Origin of the sequence: Nocardioides aromaticivorans, assembly GCF_013408525.1 — a bacterium.
Lineage (GTDB): Bacteria > Actinomycetota > Actinomycetes > Propionibacteriales > Nocardioidaceae > Nocardioides > Nocardioides aromaticivorans.
The window spans coordinates 4,305,022-4,325,079 of sequence record NZ_JACBZM010000001.1 but is presented as its reverse complement, the minus strand read 5'-3'; the positions used below and the strand labels follow the sequence as shown (position 1 = coordinate 4,325,079).

The window sequence follows — 20,058 nt, the reverse complement described above, 5'->3', positions numbered from 1 at the left end:
GGTCGTCCACAACGCCCGGCGGGCGCGCCGTTGTGCACAGGCAAGTCCCGCGCCAACCGGTTGTGTCGGTCCTCCGTGATCCAATACACGTATGGCCACTCGGGACAGACACCACCAGCTCGCGGACATGTCCGCCGACGCTGTGCTGTCGTTCGCCGAGAACCAACACGCAGCACGGCTGACTGCGGAACGAGCGATCCTCGAAGCCGCCTACCAATGGGCAGTCCTGCACTCGCCCGACGCCCTGCCGGCGTCGGACCGTCGCGGACGTGAGCGGGCCAAGCCTGCTGGTGCCGTGGGTACGCCGCGGATCACCGAGCACGCCGCGGCGACCTTCGGCGCCCGCATCCAGACGTCACCGTACGGCGCGAAGAGGCTCATTGCGGACGCGGTCGACCTCGTCCACCGCCTCCCCAAGCTCTGGGCCGGCGTCCAAGCCGGGAAAGTGCGGTCCACGCATGCGCGTCATGTCGCCGACGCGACGCGTGAGCTGTCGGCTGAGGAGGCCGGGTGGGTGGACGCCGAGGTCGTCGAGATCGCCGACGGCCGGCTGGCCTGGACCCGGTTCGAAGCCATCGTGGAGGGCAAGGTCGCCGCCGCGTCCCCCGAGCTCGCCCGAGCCAAGGAAGAGGCTGCTGCGAAGGACAACTACGTCCGGGTCTCACGGATCAACAAGCACGGCAAGGCCACCCTGACGTTCCACACCGACGCGGCCCTCATCCTCGGCTCCAACGCCGGCGTCACAGCCGTGGCCAAAGGGCTCGAGGACCAGATGCCCGACGCCACCAAGAACGAGCGCCGCGTCGCCGCCCTCGCTCTCCTGACCAACCCTCAGGCCCACGTCGACCTGAGCGTGGGGCCGGTGAAGCCCAAGGTCGAGATCGTCCTGCACTGCACCCCCGACTCCGCCATCGCACGGATGGAGGGCCACGGCCCGCTCACGATCGAGTACGTCCGCCACCTCGTCGCCCACTACGCGAGCTGCGTCAAGGTCCAGCCGGTCATCGACCTCAACCAGGGCGCCGCCGTCGACGCCTACGAGATCCCGCACCGGCTCCGCGAGGCCGTGCACCTCATCCACCCCGGCGACACCTTCCCCTTCGCCGCGAACCTGTCCCGCAAGGTCGACCTGGACCACCAGATCCCCTACGCCGAGGGCGGCACCACCTCGACCGACAACCTGGGGCCGTTGACGAGGACTCACCACCGGATCAAGACCCACGCCGGCTGGGAGGTCCGACAACCCTTCCCCGGGATCGTCATCTGGCGAGACCCACACGGGGCCCACTACCTGGTCGACCAGACCGGAACACGACGAGTCACCGCCACCCGGCGGGACCGGACTCCACCACGCCCCGACCACTACACCCGCGACGTCATCGTCTGCGACCTCACCGCCTGACACGAGTCGGGGCTGCCCGACCCGGACCGTGCGCTCGCACCTGCCGACGAGCCGACAGGGCCCGCGCGCCATGGGCCCGTGCCCGCCTTTTCGCCGCGAACCATCCGAATCCCCGCGCGACGATGGGCAACCACCTACGGTCGGCGGATGACCATCGCACGGCCCGTCGCCGCTCTCGCAGCCATCACCGCTCTCGTCACGTCCTGCAGCGACACCGCGGACGACGCGGCGGGAGCGGGCAAGGACGACAAGCCACAGGAGACCGGCATCGTCGCAACCGCGGCAGGCGGCATGAAGGTCGAGTTCACGGACTTCACGGTGACCTGCCGGCCGAGCGAGGACGACCAGCCCGACGCGCAGATCGTCAGCGCTACCTCCGGATGGGACTTCAACCGCGGCCCGGGTGGACCGACCGTACCCACGGAGCCCGCGATGCTGATCGAGGCCGCGGACACCACCGGCAGGGAGACGCTCGACCTTCCTCATGTCGAGGAATGGGGCAACGAGAAGACGTTCCTTGTCGGCTTCATCACCGAGGTGGGCAAAGAGGTCGAGCTCTCCTCCGCCGAGGAGCAGGCCACCGGCCAGATCGAGGTGATCAGCGCGTCGTGCGATCCGGAGCCCCGCTTGGAGGTTCGGATCGACGGCACCTTCGGGAGCGAGGTCTCGGACGCGACCGTGACGGTCAAGGGCTACGTTTCGGCGGACTGAACAGCTGGCGCTGCCAGCCCGCAGCCCGACCGATGTCGAGAACCCGCCGACCGCTCCGTCTCCCCTTCAGCACCCCACCGATGAAGGATGGCTCCCATGTTCCAGCTCCAGCAGTTCGACCACGTCGGCATCACCGTCAGCGACCTCGACGCCGCGACGGCCTTCTTCACCAGCCTCGGACTGGAGGTCGAGGGCCGCACGTTCGTGGAGGGCGAGTTCCTCGACACCGTGAGCGGCATCCCGGACTCGCGGGTGGAGGTGGTGATGCTGCGGCCCGTCGGCGGCGGGACGGCGATCGAGCTGGCGGCGTACGTCCGACCGGAGCACACCGCGGGCTCCCCCGCCGCGATGGCGAACGAGCTCGGGCTGCGCAACGTGTGCTTCGAGGTCAGTGGCCTCCGGGAGCTGGTCGCGAGGCTCGCGGAGGACGGGTACGGGCTGGTCGGCGGGATCGGTGAGTACGAGGGCAGCTGGCTGATGGCCTACGTGCGCGGCCCGGACGGGATCGTCGTCGCGGTCGCCGAACGGGTCCAGCAGACCGGGGACCGATGAGAAACCACGCGACCGGGTGTCGTATCCGGCATGACTGAGATCAACGTGCTGGTGTCGGGCGCGAGCATCGCGGGCCCGGCGCTGGCCCACTGGCTGCACCGCCGGGGCGCGAACGTGACCGTGGTGGAGCAGGCGCCGGGGCTGCGGCCGGGCGGACAGGCGGTGGACGCGCGCGGCGTGGCCAAGGAGGTCATCCGCCGGATGGGCCTCGACGCGACCGTGCGGGCGGCGTGCACGAACACGCAGGGCGCGTACTCGGTCGACGCCGACGGCAACGTGCTGGAGACCTTCCGCGCCGAGGACGACGGCGGCGACGGCTACGTGTCCGAGATCGAGATCCTGCGCGGCGACCTCGCGCAGATCCTGTACGACGACACGAGCCCGCACGCCGAGTACCTCTTCGGCGACCGCATCGCCGGGCTCACCCAGGACGAGGACGGCGTCGACGTCGTCCTCGCCAGCGGCGTCCGGCGTCGCTTCGAGCTCGTGATCGGCGCCGACGGCCTGCACTCGGCGCTGCGCGAGATGGTGTTCGGGCCGCGGGAGGAGTTCGTCCGCCACCTCGGGCTGGTGTTGGCTTTCTTCACGGTGCCGAACGAGTTCGGGCTCGACGGCTGGATGTACGACCACCAGGAGGCCGGGCGGTGGGCCGGCCTGCGTCCCGTCCCCGACCCGTCCAGGGCGATCGCGATGCTGTCCTTCCCGGCCGCCGACTTCGCGATCGACCACCGCGACGTCGCGGCCCAGAAGCAGCTCCTGCGCGAGCAGATGACCGGCTTCGGTTGGGAGACGCCGCGCATCCTCGCCCACGTCGACGACTCCCCGGACTTCTACCTCGACCAGGTCGCCCAGGTCGTGATGGACGACTGGTCGCGCGGCCGCGTCGGCCTGCTGGGCGACGCCGCCTTCAGCGCGTCGCCCATGTCCGGCGCGGGCACCGGGCTCGCGCTGGTCGGCGCCTACCTCCTCGCCGGCGAGCTGGCCGCCGCGGGTTGGGACGCCGAGGCCGGGTTCGCGGCCTACCGGGAGCGGATGCGTGACTACGTCGACGCCAACCAGGAGATCGGCCGGATGCACGTGGACATGCTCACCGGCTCCGGCCCCGCTCCGGAGGACCTCGACATGGAGGCGATGACCGCCTTGGTCGAGCGCGCCGTCAACGGGCCCGAGCTCCCGGAGTATCCCTAGGATCCCCCCATGACCGGGCTCCCCACGTTCCGCGCCGCCACCACCGACGACGTCGACGCGATCGTGGCGCTGGTCGAGTCCGCCTACCGCGGCGATGCCAGCCGGGTCGGCTGGACCACCGAGGCCGACCTCCTCGACGGCCAGCGGACCGACCCGGACGCCGTCCGCGGCTCGATCGCGGCCCCCGACAGCGTGGTGGTGCTCGCCGAGCACCCTGGAGCTGGCCGAGGCGCACTGGCGGCCTGCTGCCACGTGCAGCGCCGCGGGGCGCGCTGCTACTTCGGCATGTTCGCCGTCGACCCGGCCCGCCAGGGCGGCGGGATCGGCGGGCAGGTGATGGCGTACGCCGAGGAGCTGGCCCGCACCCGCTGGGGGTGCAGCGTCATGGAGATGACCGTGATCCGCCAGCGCACCGACCTGATCGCGTTCTACGAGCGGCGCGGCTACACCGACACCGGCCGCCGCTCCCCCTTCCCGTACGGCGACGAGCGGTTCGGTGTCCCCCGCCGCGACGACCTCGAGTTCACCCTGCTAGAGAAGGGGCTCTGAGGAGTGGCCGCTCCGCGACGCTCCCGCGGCCGGCGCCGCAGCGGGTCGCGCCCGTCCGAGCGACCGCTCCCGTTCACCGGTCCGGGCGAGCGCCTGTGGGTGCTCGACGTCCCCTACGGCACCCAGGTCGACGGCGCCAGCTGGCACCCGGCGGTCCGGACGCACCTGTACGCCGGCCGGGCGCTCCCCGCGCACCTGGCGCCCTACGCGCCGGGGCCGCACACGCTCGGCAGGTTCATCGAGAACACCCTCAACCCCGGCGACCCGGCGCCCGTCCCTGAGCCGACGGACCCCCTCGAGCCCCGGCGGATCCAGTTCGAGGCGGCCGACGCCATCGCGGCGCGGGCGGAGGCGGGCGGACGGATGTTCCTGCTGGCCGACGAGCCCGGTGTCGGCAAGACGATCTCCGCGGTCCTCGGCGCGATCGCCGTCGGCGACCTCCGGGGCGCGCGACGGGTCCTCGTCGTCGCCGACCGGCCGGCCGCGATCACGATCGGCCACTGGTGCCGCACCATCACCGCGCTCGGCGACGGCGGCCTCGAGTGGGTGGTCATCACCTGGGACCGTCTGGAGAAGGTGAAGGACCACACCTGGGACGTGATCATCGCCGACGAGGCCCACGCCCTGCGTCGTACGACGACGAAGCGGTGGAAGCTCTGGGCGCGGATCTCCGGGCACGGCAAGCCGCACGACAAGGCACCCTTCGTCATCGCGACGACCGCGACGCCCGGCCACACGCCGCTGGAGCTCCCGTACCTCGCGCCGGCGTACGCGCAGGTGCTGGGCGAGCCGATGAAGGAGTGGGCGTCTGCGACCCAGCCGGGCGCCGCCTTCGCGGCTGCCCTCGAGCGTCACGGCGTCGGCGTCGAGCAGGGCCGGTACGGCGCCACCTGGACCGCCGACGCGGCGCAGCGTGCCGCCGACCTCAAGCTGGTGCGCGGCTGGCTCGCCGACGAGCGTCCACCGGCCATGCTGCACCGCGCCGCCCCGTGGGGCCCCGTGCCGATCTCCGGCATGCCCGTGACCCTGACCCCCGCCGAGCGGGCGGCGTACGAGGCCGAGTGGGGAGAGTTCTGCCGCGAGATGGACATCGCGCGCCGCGGCCGCAACGTCGCGAAGGGCCGGGCCGCCCTGCTGCGCTTCCGCCAGAAGGCGGGGCTGATCCGCGTCGACTCCACGGTCGACTGGATCGCGCAGCAGGTCCAGGCCGAGCGGCAGGTGGCGTGCTCGGTCGAGTTCGTCGCGACGGCGGCCGACCCGATCGCCGACCGGCTGCGCGACTCCGGGATCGAGGTGGCCACGATCTACGGTCGCGACCGGTTCGACGCCGAGGCCGAGCGGCTGCGCTTCCAGACCGGCGAGGCGAAGGTGTGCGTCTTCACCACCGTCGCCTCGATCAGCCTGCACGCGGGCGAGACGCTCGCCGACGGCCGCCGCGCGAGCACCGAGCCGCGGGTCGGTGTCTTCCACCAGGCCCGCTTCTCGGGCATCGCCGGACGGCAGGTCACCGGTCGCACCCACCGCGACCACCAGGTCTCGCCGTGGCACATCGCCTACGCCGAGGGCACGGTCGAGGAGCAGGTCGGCAAGGTGATGGTGGAGCGGATCGCCGCGGCTTCCGACACCGTCGGAAGCGACACCACCGGCCTTGCCGACCTCGCCCTCCTCCTCGGCGCGGACTGGCTTCCGTCGACAGCCCTGACCGAGGAGTAGGGCCGCTCAGCCTCGTCAGACGGACAGCTGGATCACGTTCGACTCCGCGTCGTCGAGCTCGTCGGCGTCGAAGATGAACGACTGCACCGCGTAGGCGCCCGGCCCGAACCGGTCGACGGCGTCCCTCAGGTCGAAGCTCACCTCGAAGGAGCCGTCCGGCTGGGTCAGCGTCACCAGGTTCAGCACGTCACGACCACCCGGCTCGCTCACGTCGATGACGATCCGCTGGTCGCCCACCGCGGGCCGGACCCAGCCGTGCACGGCGTACCCGAACTCGCCGAGCTCCTTGTCGTGCCCGACCTCCATCTTGATCTCGGCCCGGCGTCGCACGTGCACGCGGTAGAACACGCCGCCGATCGGGTAGAACCGCGACGCCGCACCGTCACCGCTCGGCATCACGCTGACCGGGTAGGTGCGCTCCACCTGGCCCCGGACCCGCACCGGCGCGAGGCCGACGTACTTGCGGTGGTCGTCGCGCTTCTCGTCGTCGCGGCGCAGGTTGCCGATCTCGTACGCCGCCAGGTCGTCGGTCGGCCAGATCGCCACGTCGATCTCCTTCTCGGCCAGGCCGTCGAGCCAGACCCAGGCGAAGGGAACCTGCGCCATCCACCCCTCCGGCACCCCGGTGAGGGAGACCTGCACGGCCCGACGCTCGTCGACCGGGTTGCGGATCGCCGTACGCACCAGCACCGGCTCGCACGGGCTGCCGCCGCCGGTGATGAAGTCGGCGACATTCTCCTGCGCGGAGTTGTTGTGCCCGCTGATCTCCCCCAGCTGGGCGGAGGCGTAGGCCTTCAGGCAGGTGTGCTTGCCCACGACCGGCACCCAGTTGCAGGTGACGTCGGCCGAGCCGTTGGCGGAGATCGACGGGACCGTGGTGATGCCGATCGGCGACCAGTTGCCGTTGTCGCCCACACCGGGCGGCGAGACGGCGTACTGCGTCACCTTGACGTTGGTGGCACCGGTCGCGCCCGAGACGTGCACCCGAGACACGAACTTGTTGACCTTGTTGACCCGCGGCTTGTCGCCGTTGCCGAGCGGCCGGCCCTGACTGTCGAGGGCGTTGTCGAACGACCCGAACGGGTCGCGGTCGACCCAGATGTCGGGCGAGGTGTAGTCCGATCCCCAGGGCTCCACCTTCAGGTCGAAGGAGCCGTTCGGGTCGTCGGAGATGTTCTGCGCCCACTCGACGCGCACCCGGCACACCAGCGGCCGGGCCTGGACGTTGTCGTCGAGCACGGTGATCTTCAGGGCGCGGGCGGGGTCCTCGGCGAACTGGTCCTTGAGCAGGACGTCGGGGCCGTGCATCAAGGTGATGAACCGGGTCTGCTGGTTGTTGTTCATCACGCCCGCGATGGCGCGCGTCACCACGACGCCACCCTGGTTGGCCGATGCCCCGAAGGGGATGTTGTCGTCGTACACCTGGGCCGTGGTGCCGGGGCGCTGGCGCACCTGGACGTAGTACGAGAGCGCGTCGGAGACCTTGATCTTGACCAGGTGCACGCGGTTCGGGTCGTTGTCCTCGGTGAGGCCGTGCGCGACCACGTCGATGGTGAAGGCGTTGGCGTTGTGGTCCCAGACCAGCTCGCGGACGTTGGCCGGCTTGTAGTAGCCGAGCTTGTCGAGGTGGTAGCCGGAGAACAGCGGGTGGCTGTCGTGGTTGCCCATCATCTCGAAGGCCGACGCCGTGGCCGCGCCGGGATCGACGAGGTCGGAGCCGTACACGTCCTCCCCCAGCGTGCCCGTGCCGTCGCCGGTGCTCGTCGGCGCGGACACGATGTTGTGCCCGAACTCGTGCGCGAAGCGCCCCCAGTCGGCCTGGTCGTTGATGAACAGCGTGTTGATCGCGTTGTTGGTCGTCAGGTTGATCGAGATCCGGTTCGGGTCGCCGGCGGGCAGCCCGTTGTCGTAGGAGAAGGTGCTCTGCGCCCCGCCTCCCCAGGCCCGCACGAAGGTGCCGTTGGTGAACGTCACGAACGCGATCATCTGGTAGTCGTTGAGGTTCAGCCCCTGGTCGACGGCGGCTCGCGCACCGATCGCGGCGATCCGGCCGAGCTGGTTGGACCGGAAGTTCTGGACGCTCGGCGAGCTGTCGACGAAGTCGTTGAGCGTGCCGTCGAGGGTCGCGAAGTTGGTCAGCGCCGTGGTGACCACCGTCTGGCCATAGCTCGCCTGGTCGTAGAAGGTCCGCACCGTGCCCCACTTGGTGTCGACGGCACTGCGGGTCGCCGCCGGGTTGGCGGGCGCGGTGTCGTTGGGCTGGAGCATCACGACCAGCACCTTGATCGTGCCCTTGGCCGGTACGTCGCCCGCGCCGGGCGTCGGCGTCACGCCCGTGGTGACGACGGGCGGGCCGTCGGTGGTGTCGTCGCCCGGCACCGGGTAGCCGGTGATCGTGAAGGGCGCGGCCGAGGTCGCCGTCCCTGCGGCGACCGTGACCTCGACCGGGCCGGTGTCGGCGTCGGGCGGCACCAGCACCTTCAGCTCGGTCGCCGTCGCCGCGAGGACGAAGGCGGCAGCACCGCCGACCTTCACGTCGTTCTCCCACCGGGTGGTGGAGAACGGCCCACCGGTGATCGTGAGGATGGTGCCGCGGGGGCCGGACCCGGGCGAGATCCCGGAGATGGACGGCCCGACGATGGTGTGGAGGTGCTTGTCCAGCCACTCCTTGAGGCGCAGCGGCCTCTCGGCGAGCTCGAGCGGGATCAGGTCGAGCGGCTTCCGGCGATGGAGGATTTCTGACATGACGACTCCTGGGAGGGGTGGGGTCCCGTCGTCTACGGGGCCCTCACTGTCAGGAGCGCGGTGCGCGAGCGCTGATACACCCGACACAGGTCCGTGCGGTGGGGCGCACCTCGAGCCGGCCCTCGGCGATCGGCTGGCCGCACACCTCGCACACGCCGTAGGTCCCCGCCGCCAGCCGCTCGAGGGCCGCGTCGACCTCGGCCAGTCGCTCCCTGACCTGGGCGCCGAGCGCCGCCAGCTGGGAGCGCTCGAAGGCGATCGTCGCGCCCTCGGGGTCGTGCTCGTCGTCGGCGTTGGTGTCGCGGGACGCGGCGACGACCTCGTCGAACTGGCCGGTCAGGCCGGCGAGGCGTCGTACGGCCTCGTCACGCTCGGCCTCCAGCAGCTCCCGCACCCGGTCCATCCCGTCATGGTGCCAGTCGAGTGGGACATTCCCTCGACCAGAACTAGAACGCGTTCTAGGCTGCGTCCATGGACCTTGCCGCGATCGAGGAGATCAAGCGCCTCAAGCACCGCTACTTCCGCACGCTCGACCTCAAGCAGTGGGAGGAGTTCGGCGACTGCCTCGCCGAGGACGTCACCGCCCGCTACGGCACCCAGGCGATGGGCGAGCCGCTGCACTACGACAACCGTGCCGACGTCGTGGCCTTCATGGAGAAGAACCTCAGCGGCGGGACCATCACCGTCCACATCGCCAACCACCCCGAGATCGAGGTCGACGGCGACACCGCCTCCGGGTCGTGGGCGTTCGAGGACACCGTCATCGTCCCCGACTTCAAGGTCCAGATCCGCGGGGCCGGCTACTACCGCGACACCTACCGCCGCGACGCCGACGGCGCCTGGCGGATCGCGTCGACGCAGTACGAGCGCATCTACGAGGCACTGACCTCGCTCGACGACACCCCCAGCTTCAAGCTCATCGCCAACCGCTGGGACCCCTCACTCGAGCACTAGCCTCAGGGCTTGCCGACGATGCGGTCGATGACCGCCTGCGACACCGAGTGGTACGAGGGCCGGGCGGTCGCGTAGATCTCCCGCGCCCGCGCCAGGCCGCGCTCGCTGCCGGCGAGCTTCTCGTACACGCGCCGGATGTAGAGCGCGCGACCGTGCCGGGTGAGGAAGTCGGCGAGCGCCCGGTCGACGGCGGGGGCCTCGAACACGTAGCCGGACTCGGCGGCCAGCTCGAGCCACGCGGTGGCGATCTCGATGTTGCCGCTGCCGCTGAACCCGAAGGCCTCGTCGACGGCCGCGAGCGTCGCGGCCGGGCTGTCGACGGGCAGCGCCCGCACGAAGTGCACCCACTGCTGGCTCACCCAGCCGTCGGTGTCGAGCGCGGCGACGACTCCCCCGTCGACCGGTCCACCGAGGAGCGCGGCGACCTGCTCGTCCACCCGGTCGAAGGCGTCGGAGGCGAACACCGGTGCGTTCGACGGGACGCCAGGGCCGTGCACCCACGCCTCCAGCTGCAGGTTCTCGTCGCTGATGCCCGCCGGCCCCAGCAGCTCGGCCCGCAGGTGGGCGAGGAAGGTCGCGGTGTCCATCGACTCGAAGGCGAAGGTGTCGAAGTAGGAGCGCAGGAACGCGTCGAAGCGCGCGCGGCCGACCTTCGCCTCGATGAGCCGCAGGAACAGCGAGCCCTTCTCGTAGGGGATCTTCGTGGGCCCGTCGTCCGGGTCGCGGCCGGCCATGTCGAGCTCGAGCCAGGTGTCGCGCGGCTGCTCGTCGGTGACCGCCCGCTCGAGGTCCTGGCGACCGAGTCGCAGCAGCATGTCGGTGTACGGGCCGCCGTACAGCTCCTCGTCGATGCGGGTCTCGAAGTAGACGGTGAAGCCCTCGTTGAGCCAGATGTCGTTCCACGTCGAGTTCGTGACCAGGTTGCCCGACCACGAGTGCGCCAGCTCGTGCGCGATCAGGGTCACCAGTGACCGGTCACCGGCGAGGATCGTCGGCGTCGCGAACGTGAGGCGGGGGTTCTCCATGCCGCCGTACGGGAAGCTCGGCGGCAGCACGAGGATGTCGTAGCGGCCCCAGCGGTAGGGGCCGTAGAGCCGCTCGGCGGCCTCGATCATCGCCTCGGTGTCGGCGAACTCCCAGGCTGCGCCGTCGACGACCGACGGCTCGGCGTACACGCCGCTGCGGCCGCCGAGCTCACGGAACTCGAGGTCGCCGACCGCCAGCGCGATGAGGTACGACGGCACGGGCTGCGGCATCGAGAAGCGGTAGGTCCCGTCGGTGCGCTCGACCGGGTTCTCCGCGCTCATCAGGGCCAGCAGGTCCGCCGGCACCCGGACGGTGGCGTCGTAGGTGACCCGGACCGCCGGGCTGTCCTGGCACGGGATCCAGGTCCGGGCGAGGATCGGCTGCGCCTGGGTGAAGAGGAACGGCTTGCCGGACGCGGTCTGCTCCGGCTCGAGCCACTGCATCGCCCGCGCCTCGGGGCTGGTGGCGTAGTGGACGACGACGCGGTCGGCGGCGCCGACCTCGATGGTCAGCGCGCTGCCCAGGACCGGGTTGGGCGCACCGAGCTCGAAGGGCAGGTCGGCCCCGTCCGCGCCACGGACCGCGGAGACGTCGAGCTGCCAGGTGTCGAGCACCAGCTGCGTGGCGTCGGCGTCGCGGTGCTCGAGGTCGAAGGCGGCGGTGCCGCCCACCCGGCGGGCCGAGAAGTCGACGTCGAGGTCGAGCGAGATGTGGCGGACCACGACCTCGTTGGGACGCGAACGGGAGTGGGGGTCGGCGATGAATGACCTGGGCACCGGACCAACCTAGTCGGCGAGCTTCCTGTATCAGGAACCGTGGCCCGCGCCTCCTCCTGACAAGCACCGCTGCAAGGGCCGAGAGGAGGTGAACAGCATGCCCGAGTCCCGCAACCTCGCCGCTCGCCGTGCGATCGAGTTCCTGTCGTCCAGCGAGCTCGTCAACATGGAGATGCCCGTCTCGCGCCTGGCCGCCTCGAGGGCCCGCCGGGCGTGATCCCGCGCCGGCTCACGGAGACCGACGCGGACTGGGGATCGTGGGCGACGGCCTACCACACGACGATCGTCGGGGCGCTCGAGGACCTGCTGTTCCGGACGGTCCCACGCCCGGGGCCCGCGCCGCTCGACGACCGCCCCGTCGTCGTACCGGAGACGGTGCTGGACGGCTCCGCCAGGTGGCTGGCCGCCCACGGCGCCGGCGACCTGCGCTCGCTCTCGTGGGCCGCGCGCGGCCACGCCGCCGCGGGCGACGACGAGGCCGCCGGCGCGCTGCTCTCCGCGGCTGCGGTGCATCCCGGCTACGCGGAGCTCGTGCGCGGGGCGTCCCGCGATGTCGCCGTCGCGACCGCTGACCTGGCCCACCGGCTCGATGTCGTCGACGACGTCCTGGTCGCGGTGACCGCCCTCGCCGAGGAGTCGCCCGCCCCCGAGCCACCGACGGGCCTGCGCCAGCGGCCTGCCGACGCCACGGACCGCGACCGCTCGCGGCTGCTCGTCGCCGACCTCGTGGGCCGCCGCGGCGTACCTCCGCTCGCGACCGAGGACGCCGAGCGCGCCGGGTGCGAGCTCGTCGCCGGCTGTCGGACCGCTGTCGAGGACTACGACCTGGCCTGGTTCACCGTCGCGGTGCGTGGCCTGGTCCGTCTCCCCCACCTGCCGCCGCGCCTCGTTCGCGACGCCGTCACCTTCCTGTGCGCCCAGCAGGACCGGTCCGGCGCGTTCGGCGCGCCACTCGTCGACGATCCCGTCGAGCGGCTCGCGCTGCACCGGGAGTGGACCGTGCTGGCGACCGCGGCGCTCGTCGAGGCGAGCGAGCCGACCACCTGACCTCCCGGGGTCGTCCGCTCCGGCAGGATGACGCCGTGATGGACGTCCTCGATGCCCCGGTCGCCGCCGCCCTGGCGGGCCCGCACGCCCACCTCGCCCGACGGGTCGGCCGCGCGGCGTCGTACGACCGTGCGGTGGCGACCTTCTCGGCCGTCCCCCCGGACCCGGGCCAGCAGGACTGGGACGACCTCGCGGCGCTGCTCGGGCCCGGGAGGTTCGCCGACCTGTTCAGCCTGCCGGTCACTCCGCCGGCGTCGTGGGAGCCGGCCTTCCGCCTGGACGGCCTCCAGATGGTCGGCTCGTCCTCACTGGCCTCCGCGGTCCACGACCCTGCCGTCGAGGAGCTCACCGCCGACGACGTCCCCGCCATGCTCGCCCTGGTCGAGCAGGCCCGACCCGGACCGTTCTGGGAGCGGACCTTCGAGATGGGCCGGTACGCCGGCGTCCGCGACGACTCCGGCCGACTGGTCGCGATGGCCGGCGAACGCCTGCGCGTGCCGGGCCTCACCGAGGTCAGCGCGGTCTGCACCGCTCCCGAGGCGCGCGGCCGCGGCCTGGCCGAGCTGCTCGTCCGCGACGTCGCCGCCCGGATCATCGAGCGCGGCGACCAGCCCTTCCTCCACGTCGCCGCGAGCAACGCCGGCGCGATCCGGCTCTACGAGCGGCTGGGCTTCGTCGTACGACGCGAGGTGGTCTTCCACGGGTACCGGACGCCCCCGCGCCGCTCTCCGTCGAGACCGTGAGTGTGCCCTACGCTCGCGTGATGACCCTGCGCTGGCTGTTCGGCGACCAGCTCGGACCGCACTTCGTCCACGACCACCGGGGTCCGCTCCTCCTCGTCGAGTCCCGCGCGGTCCTCGCGCGGCGCCGGTTCCACCGCGCCAAGGCCCACCTCGTGCTCTCGGCGATGCGGCACCGGGCTCGCGAGCTCGGCGAGCGGGTGACGTACGTGCGGACCGACGGCGGGTACGCCGACGCCGTCCGCGAGGCCGCCGAGCGCCACGACGGACCGATCGAGGTGGTCCACCCGACGTCGTACGCGGCGCTCGGACTCGCCCACCGGCTCGCGACCGAGCTCGACCTGCGCCTGCTCGACCCGCGGGGCTTCGCGACCGACCGCGCCGACTTCTCCCGATGGGCCGCGGGCCGCGGGCAGAAGCGACTCGTGATGGAGGACTTCTACCGACGAGCACGCGTGGCCCACGGCGTGCTGCTCGACGGCGAGGGCGGGCCCGAGGGTGGGCGCTGGAACTACGACCACGACAACCGTGAACCACCGCCGCGCGGCGCCACCACCCTCGGCGCACCGGATCCGTGGTGGCCGGAGGAGGACGAGATCGACGAGGAGGTGCGCGAGGACCTCGACCGGTGGGAGCGCGACGGCGCCGTCTCCTTCATCGGCCGGGACGGGCCCCGGCGGTTCGCCGCGACCCGGCGCCAGGCGCTGGCCGCGCTCGACCACTTCGTCACCGAGCGGCTCGCCCACTTCGGCGCGCATGAGGATGCCATCCTCGAGGGCGACACCTGGATGGCCCACTCCCTCGTCTCGGCGCCGCTCAACCTCGGCCTGCTCGACCCACTGGAGGTGGTCCAGCGCGCCGAGGAGGCCTACCGGTCCGGCGACGTGCCGATCTCGTCAGTCGAGGGCTTCGTGCGCCAGGTGCTCGGGTGGCGTGACTACGTGTGGCACCTGTACTGGCACCTCGGCGAGCCCTACCGGCGCCACAACGAGCTGCGGGCCGACCAGCGGCTGCCGGCATGGTTCGCCGAGCTCGACTCCTCGGCGACCGACGCACGCTGCCTCGCCCACGCCCTCGACGGCGTCGCCGAGCACGGCTGGGTCCACCACATCCCGCGGCTGATGGTGCTCGGCTCGTACGCCATGCAACGCGGCTGGTCCCCGCGGCAGGTCACCGACTGGTTCCACCGCGCCTTCGTCGACGGCTACGACTGGGTCATGGTCCCGAACGTCGTGGGCATGTCCCAGCACGCCGACGGGGGCGTCCTGGCCACCAAGCCGTACACCTCGGGCGGCGCCTACATCGACCGGATGAGCGACCACTGCGGCTCGTGCCGGTTCGACCCGAAGGTCCGCGTGGGCGACGACGCCTGCCCGTTCACCGCGGGCTACTGGTGGTTCCTCGACCGCCATCGCGAGCGCTTCGCTGCGAACCAGCGGATGGCTCGCGCAGTCGGCGGCCTGGACCGGCTCCGCGACCTGCCCGCCCTGGTCGAGCAGGAGGAGAGGCGCGGCAACCGGGCGCCGTGAGTCAGCGGCGAACGGTGCGCGCGACCTTCTTCACGGCTCCGGCGCCCGCGCCGATCCCACGAGGGATCAGCCGGTGCGGCTTGCGGTTGGCCAGGTCGATGACGGAGTCCGCGACCGCCCAGGTGAGCTTGCCCTCGGACAGCTCGACCAGGGTCTCCAGCGGAAGCCCGACGGTCAGGTCCTCCAGCTCCTGCCGCTCCTTCTCAGTGGCCGTCGGAGGCAGTTGGCGAACGATCAGAGCCTTGAAGGCGCGCCCGGGCAGCGTCGAGGACAGCTCGAGGACGGTGGACTGCCGGGTGAAGGGCCGGGCGGGCTGGGACATGGGGGTCTCCTGTCAGGGCGTGAGCCGCGGCGCGGCACCGCACAACGTACAGCGGATCCTGACCTTCGAGGCGCTTTCCCCGGCCCGTCGCGGCTGTGGAAAGTCTGTGGTCGGCGGGCCCTTTGTGTCGGTACTCCGTGATCCAATACACGTATGGCCACTCGGCACCGACACCACCAGCTCGCGGACATGTCCGCCGACGCTGTGCTGTCCTTCGCCGAGCAGCGCCACGCGGCCCGACTCGACGCCGAGCGCGACATCCTCGAAGCCGCCTACCAGTGGGCGGTCCTGCACTCACCGGACGCGCTGCCGGCCACGGACAAGCGCGGTCGGGAACGGGCCAAGCCCGCAGGAGCCTTGGGTACACCGAAGATCACCGAGCACGCCGCCGCGACGTTCGGCGCCCGGATCCAGACCAGCCCGTACGGCGCGAAGAAGCTGATCGCCGACGCGGTCGACCTGGTTCACCGGCTCCCGAAGCTGTGGGCCGGCGTGCAGGCAGGTCAGGTGCGCTCGACGCATGCAAGGCATGTCGCCGACGCGACCCGCGAACTGTCGGCGGAGGAGGCCGCCTGGGTCGACGGTGAGGTCGTGGAGATCGCGGACGGCCGGTTGGCCTGGTCCCGGTTCGAAGCCGTGGTCGAGGGCAAGGTCGCCGCAGCGTCCCCCGAGCTCACGAAGGCGAAGGAGGAGGCGGCAGCGAAGGACACCTTCATCCGTCGCTCCCGCGTCGACAAGCACGGCATCATGACGATGACGATCCGCGACCACGCCGCCGTGATCCTCGGCTCCGAGGCTGGCCTCGACGCCACCGCCGACGGGCTGAAGGACCAGATGCCCGATGCCACCAAGACCGAACGGCGCCTGGCGGCGTTCGCGCTGCTGACCAACCCTGAGGCCCACGTCGATCTGACGGTGGGTCCGGTGAAGCCGAAGGTCCTCATCCGGCTGCACTGCACCCCCGACTCCGCCATCGCCCGGATGGAGGGCCACGGCCCCCTGACGGTCCAGTACGTCCGCCACCTGGTCGACCACTTCGCTAGCCAGGTCAAGGTCCAGCCGGTCATCAATCTCAACCAGGGCGCATCCGTCGACGCCTACGAGATCCCGCACCGGCTCCGCGAAGCGGTGCACCTGATCCACCCCGGCGACACCTTCCCCTTCGCCGCCAACCTCAGTCGGCAGGTCGACCTCGACCACCAGATCCCCTACGCCGAGGGCGGACCGACCTCCACCGACAACCTCGGCCCCCTCACCCGCACCCACCACCGGATCAAGACCCACGCCGGCTGGGAGGTCCGACAACCCTTCCCCGGGATCGTCATCTGGCGAGACCCACACGGGGCCCACTACTTGGTCGACCAGACCGGAACACGCAAAGTCACCGCCACCCGGCGGGACCGGACTCCACCACGCCCCGACCGCTTCGGCCGCGTCGTCATCGTCTGCGACCTCGCCGCTTGATCCGCGAGGCGTTGTGCCCGCTCATGCCGATGAGCGGATGGCTCCGGATCGGTCCCTTAGGGTGCGGAGATGCCCAACCTTCAGGTGACGGACGAACAGGCGTGGCTGGCTGCGCTCGGCGTCATGCCGCAAGTAGAGGAGTCCTCCGGCGATGACTTCGTCCAGGAGCTGATCGTGCCGATCGCTGACTCTGAGGAGCTGCGCATCACCTGGGACCTCACCGACGACAGCGTTCGGATCCGGCACCAACGCGGCGGCAGCATCGTGTCCGACCTCTTTCGCGAGATGGCGACGCTTCTGACGGTACTTCGCCAAGACGCGGTCCGGGAGGTCGTTGTGGAGTACGGATCCACTGGCTGGGCGGGTCGAACACGCGTGCAGGTGCTTCCCGAGGTGCGGATCCATGACGAAGTCTTGCGGTCCTGAACTGTCCGCTCATGCCGCTGTCGGGGCGGAGCGCCCGACCATGCCGCTGTCGGGGCGGAGCGCCCGACCATGCCGCTGTCGGGGCGGAGCGCCCGACCATGCCGCTGTCGGGGCGGAGCGCCCGACCATGCCGCTGTCGGGGCGGAGCGCCCGACCATGCCGCTGTCCGGACGGAGCCCCCGACCATGCCGCCGTCGGGTCGGGAGAGCAGATTTTGTGCGAGCCGCTTCCTGCACAGAGTGCTCGCCCATCAGTGCCGCTTGTGCAGGATGCCGCGCCAGCGCGGCCGGCTGGGACGCCGTACCGATCGTGTCGGACGTGGAAACCTGTGCGACTTCGGGTGCCGGGCAGGACAGGATGGGCCCGTGATGACCCTCCCGGAGGCCAGGACGCTCGCGCGGCAACTCGCCGACGCGGCCAATGGAGCAGACGCTGCGGCTTGGGCTGCTGGTCTCGCGGCGCTGGCCCGCTTGGACGGACGCGCCTGGCTGCTCCTCGACCAGGGTGCCCGGGCGTTCACCTACACGGATGGCACCCCGATAAGTGGCGTTCGGGGATGGACCGACGCGCCCTTGGGTGAATCATCAGGCTTCGTCGCTGCCGTCACGAGTCTTCATGTGGACGGTCGGTTTCGGGAGCGTGCCGTGCGGGCTCTGGGTGCGGTGCCCAGCGCAGTTGCCGCACCTGCGTTGGCGGTGCGCCTGATGGACCACGTCCCTCAGGTCCGAGATCAGGCTTGGGAGGCGATCCGACAGCACATTCGGGTTGAGACAGCCGAGGAAGTGATGGACGTCCTCCTCGCAGGAGCCGACAGGCTCCAGGGCGGGGCGGCGCTCGACAAGGTGTGGGCTGCGCTTATCGGCGAGGTCCCCGCCCGTGTCTTGGTGTCGCAGCTCGCGCACAGCGAACGCCGTCGAGTACGACGCTGGGCGTTCCAGTACGGGCATAAGTACGACTTGTTCGCGACCGAGCAGCTGGTGCTGGCGGCCCAAGCCGACTCTGACCAGTGGATTCGGTCGGCCTGCGCTGAGTGGCTCATGCATGCACCGGACCCTGCGGTGCTCGCGGCTCTGCTGGACGCGAGGAGCGTCGAGGCGCGCATCGTCGCGCTGACCCGCGTTCCCGATGCCAGCCTCGGCGACGACACGCTGAGGAACCTGTTGCTTGATAGGGCACCTCGGGTACGGGAGCAGGCACGTTGGCGGGCACGCCGCCGGGACTGGGACGTTGCCGGCTTCTACCGGCGCGCCTTGGCAAACACGGATGCATCCCCGCGGGTGGTTGCCGCGTGCCTGGACGGACTGAGCAGCACCGGCGACGCGCAGGATCTCGAAGCAGTAACGAGGCGGCTCCAGCACCCCAACGGGCGGGTCCGGGCAGCCGCCGTCGTCGCGGTGGAAACGTGCGCTGCCCCGACCGACGCAGTCGAACTGCTGACACCGGCCTTGGTAGACCCGAGCGCACGAGTTAGCTCTGCCGCGGCGCGAGCCCTGGGCCGGCTGGGTGCACCCTCGACCGTCGCAGAGCCGGCTTGGGCGTCCGGCCTTCCGTCGAGCCGACGTGCAGGTTGGCGCCTCGCTCGGGCTGCCGGCGGGTGGCACCGCGTCGAGGCGGACCTTCGCGCCGCCGCCGACGAGGACCCCCACTTGGCAGGACTCGGCCGCGCAGGGCTGAGGAACTGGCTCGACGTGAGTGCCGCAATCACCTGGGACCGGTTATCGGAGGTCCAGAGAGCGCGCCTGGCGAGCTGGTTGGACCGGGCGGGCCTTGACCGGGAGCAGCAGCGCGTTCTGGCCTTCCACGCCGGCATCAACATCGCTAAAGACGAGTCGGAACGCAGCACCGGGGAGCACGGGCCAGCGCCTGTGCCACCGATGAGGGGTAGATGGTTCCGTCGCTTTCGGCGCACCTGATCGTGGGCACGGTGCAAGCGTGCTCGATGAGGTGATCAGTCGGCGGCTGCGTGTTGTCGAGCGGCTCGCTTGGTACGCAGACGACGGCTCACCTGTGAACCCGGACGTCGGTTCGGTCCACATGTGGTTCGAGGGTGGACGAGGTGCGCACTTCGACGGGGCCAGCGATTGGACCCTCGAGTGGTCGGTGTCCCAGTCGGGCGATGACCGGTGGATGGACCCATATCGGGTCGACTTCCACGGACGCTGGGTCATGCGGGACTCAACACACGAGGTACCGTTCGTCGGCCTTGCTGGGTCGCTGCTCACGTCCGCAACGCCGGTGTTCAACGAGGTAAACGAGGTGGTCGGCGTGACTCTCACGTTCGAGGAGCGGGCCGTGAGGTTCTGCCTTTGGAAGGGCGAGATCGATACGTCCCCTCGGTGAGCGATCTGCACGACCATGCCGCTGTCGGGACGGGAGCGCCCGACCCATGCCGCTGACGGGGCAATCCTGCCGGTGCGCGGTCAATGGATCGGTAGAGAGCACACCCCCTGGACAGACACTTGATCACCATCACGAATGACCTCATCGACCGTGTTCAAGATGAAGCGGGGCGGAATCTGGCCCTCACCGGACATCCCCGCGGCGATGCTCTCGATGGCGAAGAAGATGGCGGCCGGATCGAGCGGTCGTTCCGACACGGAGTTCTGGGCTTCGAACCGGTTGTAAACGGTTAGAGCTCGTCCGCTGAGGATTAGTCGATAGCGATGGCCGCCCGGATACGGATCTCTCTGGAGCAAGCGAATGGTGTCGATCAGGTCGACTCGCTCGCCATCGACTAACAGGTCGATATCGGTCATACCTCCGACCCTATTAACGCTCGACTCTGCGGCGCTCCGCGCATTAGTGCCGGCGGGCGGGCATAGACCTTTTCAGCGTCCGGAGGCCGGGCGCGCCCGCAACGGAAGCATCGGGCTACCACATCGGCTCGCCTGTGAGACAGTTCGAGGGTGAGTGG

General features: G+C 70.9%; 19 protein-coding genes. 14 read left to right on the top strand and 5 right to left on the bottom strand.

The window, feature by feature from the left end; genetic code table 11:
• Window positions 1-127 precede the first annotated feature (127 nt).
• The 6 genes from BJ993_RS20720 (at window position 128) to BJ993_RS20695 (ending at window position 6,115) form a co-directional block, all read left to right on the top strand.
• Window positions 128-1,402, top strand: a complete 1,275-nt coding sequence (locus BJ993_RS20720; RefSeq protein ID WP_179650958.1) for an HNH endonuclease signature motif containing protein — start codon at window positions 128-130, stop codon at window positions 1,400-1,402.
• Between the two features lie 78 nt (window positions 1,403-1,480).
• Complete coding sequence (locus tag BJ993_RS20715) at window positions 1,481-2,113, top strand: hypothetical protein (RefSeq protein WP_179650956.1); 633 nt, start codon at window positions 1,481-1,483, stop codon at window positions 2,111-2,113.
• Window positions 2,114-2,209: 96 nt separating this feature from the next.
• On the top strand, window positions 2,210-2,665 hold the full coding sequence (locus tag BJ993_RS20710; protein ID WP_179650954.1) for a VOC family protein: 456 nt from the start codon (window positions 2,210-2,212) through the stop codon (window positions 2,663-2,665).
• 30 nt (window positions 2,666-2,695) lie between these two features.
• On the top strand, window positions 2,696-3,853 hold the full coding sequence (locus BJ993_RS20705) for an FAD-dependent monooxygenase (RefSeq protein ID WP_179650953.1): 1,158 nt from the start codon (window positions 2,696-2,698) through the stop codon (window positions 3,851-3,853).
• A gap of 9 nt (window positions 3,854-3,862) precedes the next feature.
• Entirely contained in the window at window positions 3,863-4,402 is a 540-nt protein-coding gene (locus BJ993_RS20700; protein WP_179650951.1) for a GNAT family N-acetyltransferase, read from the top strand.
• A 3-nt stretch (window positions 4,403-4,405) separates the two neighbouring features.
• On the top strand, window positions 4,406-6,115 hold the full coding sequence (locus BJ993_RS20695; RefSeq protein WP_308645657.1) for a DEAD/DEAH box helicase: 1,710 nt from the start codon (window positions 4,406-4,408) through the stop codon (window positions 6,113-6,115).
• A 15-nt stretch (window positions 6,116-6,130) separates the two neighbouring features.
• Here the strand turns inward: BJ993_RS20695 and BJ993_RS20690 are convergent, their stop codons facing one another.
• Window positions 6,131-8,860, bottom strand: a complete 2,730-nt coding sequence (locus BJ993_RS20690; RefSeq protein WP_179650949.1) for an IPT/TIG domain-containing protein — start codon at window positions 8,858-8,860, stop codon at window positions 6,131-6,133.
• 49 nt (window positions 8,861-8,909) lie between these two features.
• Window positions 8,910-9,263 (bottom strand): TraR/DksA family transcriptional regulator, encoded by a 354-nt coding sequence (locus BJ993_RS20685; RefSeq protein ID WP_179650947.1) that lies wholly within the window; start codon window positions 9,261-9,263, stop codon window positions 8,910-8,912.
• Between the two features lie 68 nt (window positions 9,264-9,331).
• On the opposite strand from BJ993_RS20685, the gene BJ993_RS20680 reads away from it, so the two are divergent.
• Window positions 9,332-9,814, top strand: a complete 483-nt coding sequence (locus tag BJ993_RS20680) for a nuclear transport factor 2 family protein (protein ID WP_036542555.1) — start codon at window positions 9,332-9,334, stop codon at window positions 9,812-9,814.
• A gap of 2 nt (window positions 9,815-9,816) precedes the next feature.
• Here BJ993_RS20680 and BJ993_RS26675 read toward each other — a convergent pair whose 3' ends face one another.
• Window positions 9,817-11,616 (bottom strand): M1 family metallopeptidase, encoded by a 1,800-nt coding sequence (locus BJ993_RS26675; protein WP_179650945.1) that lies wholly within the window; start codon window positions 11,614-11,616, stop codon window positions 9,817-9,819.
• A gap of 213 nt (window positions 11,617-11,829) precedes the next feature.
• Here BJ993_RS26675 and BJ993_RS20670 point away from each other — a divergent pair, with 213 nt between their 5' ends.
• From BJ993_RS20670 to BJ993_RS20660, 3 genes are read left to right on the top strand one after another with little or no spacing between them, the layout of a single operon-like run.
• Window positions 11,830-12,663 (top strand): hypothetical protein, encoded by an 834-nt coding sequence (locus BJ993_RS20670; protein ID WP_179650943.1) that lies wholly within the window; start codon window positions 11,830-11,832, stop codon window positions 12,661-12,663.
• A gap of 38 nt (window positions 12,664-12,701) precedes the next feature.
• Complete coding sequence (locus tag BJ993_RS20665) at window positions 12,702-13,406, top strand: GNAT family N-acetyltransferase (RefSeq protein ID WP_179652537.1); 705 nt, start codon at window positions 12,702-12,704, stop codon at window positions 13,404-13,406.
• A 20-nt stretch (window positions 13,407-13,426) separates the two neighbouring features.
• Window positions 13,427-14,932 carry a cryptochrome/photolyase family protein gene (locus BJ993_RS20660; RefSeq protein WP_179650941.1) on the top strand — a complete coding sequence of 502 codons (1,506 nt, stop codon included), beginning with the start codon at window positions 13,427-13,429 and terminating at the stop codon, window positions 14,930-14,932.
• A gap of 1 nt (window position 14,933) precedes the next feature.
• Here BJ993_RS20660 and BJ993_RS20655 read toward each other — a convergent pair whose 3' ends face one another.
• A complete protein-coding gene (locus BJ993_RS20655) occupies window positions 14,934-15,254 on the bottom strand; it encodes a hypothetical protein (protein ID WP_179650939.1) in 321 nt (106 codons plus the stop codon).
• Between the two features lie 153 nt (window positions 15,255-15,407).
• Between BJ993_RS20655 and BJ993_RS20650 the strand changes: the two genes are divergently transcribed.
• The 4 genes from BJ993_RS20650 (at window position 15,408) to BJ993_RS20635 (ending at window position 19,484) form a co-directional block, all read left to right on the top strand.
• The gene (locus BJ993_RS20650) at window positions 15,408-16,718 is read left to right on the top strand and encodes an HNH endonuclease signature motif containing protein (RefSeq protein ID WP_179650937.1); all 1,311 of its coding nucleotides are present in this window, start codon (window positions 15,408-15,410) and stop codon (window positions 16,716-16,718) included.
• A 69-nt stretch (window positions 16,719-16,787) separates the two neighbouring features.
• Window positions 16,788-17,144, top strand: coding sequence for a hypothetical protein (locus BJ993_RS20645; RefSeq protein ID WP_179650935.1), 357 nt, complete (start codon window positions 16,788-16,790; stop codon window positions 17,142-17,144).
• 368 nt (window positions 17,145-17,512) lie between these two features.
• Window positions 17,513-19,057 carry a HEAT repeat domain-containing protein gene (locus BJ993_RS20640; RefSeq protein WP_257027629.1) on the top strand — a complete coding sequence of 515 codons (1,545 nt, stop codon included), beginning with the start codon at window positions 17,513-17,515 and terminating at the stop codon, window positions 19,055-19,057.
• 19 nt (window positions 19,058-19,076) lie between these two features.
• Entirely contained in the window at window positions 19,077-19,484 is a 408-nt protein-coding gene (locus tag BJ993_RS20635; protein WP_179650931.1) for a hypothetical protein, read from the top strand.
• Window positions 19,485-19,564: 80 nt separating this feature from the next.
• On the opposite strand, the gene BJ993_RS20630 is transcribed toward BJ993_RS20635, so the two are convergent.
• Complete coding sequence (locus BJ993_RS20630) at window positions 19,565-19,900, bottom strand: hypothetical protein (RefSeq protein ID WP_036542527.1); 336 nt, start codon at window positions 19,898-19,900, stop codon at window positions 19,565-19,567.
• Window positions 19,901-20,058 lie beyond the last annotated feature (158 nt).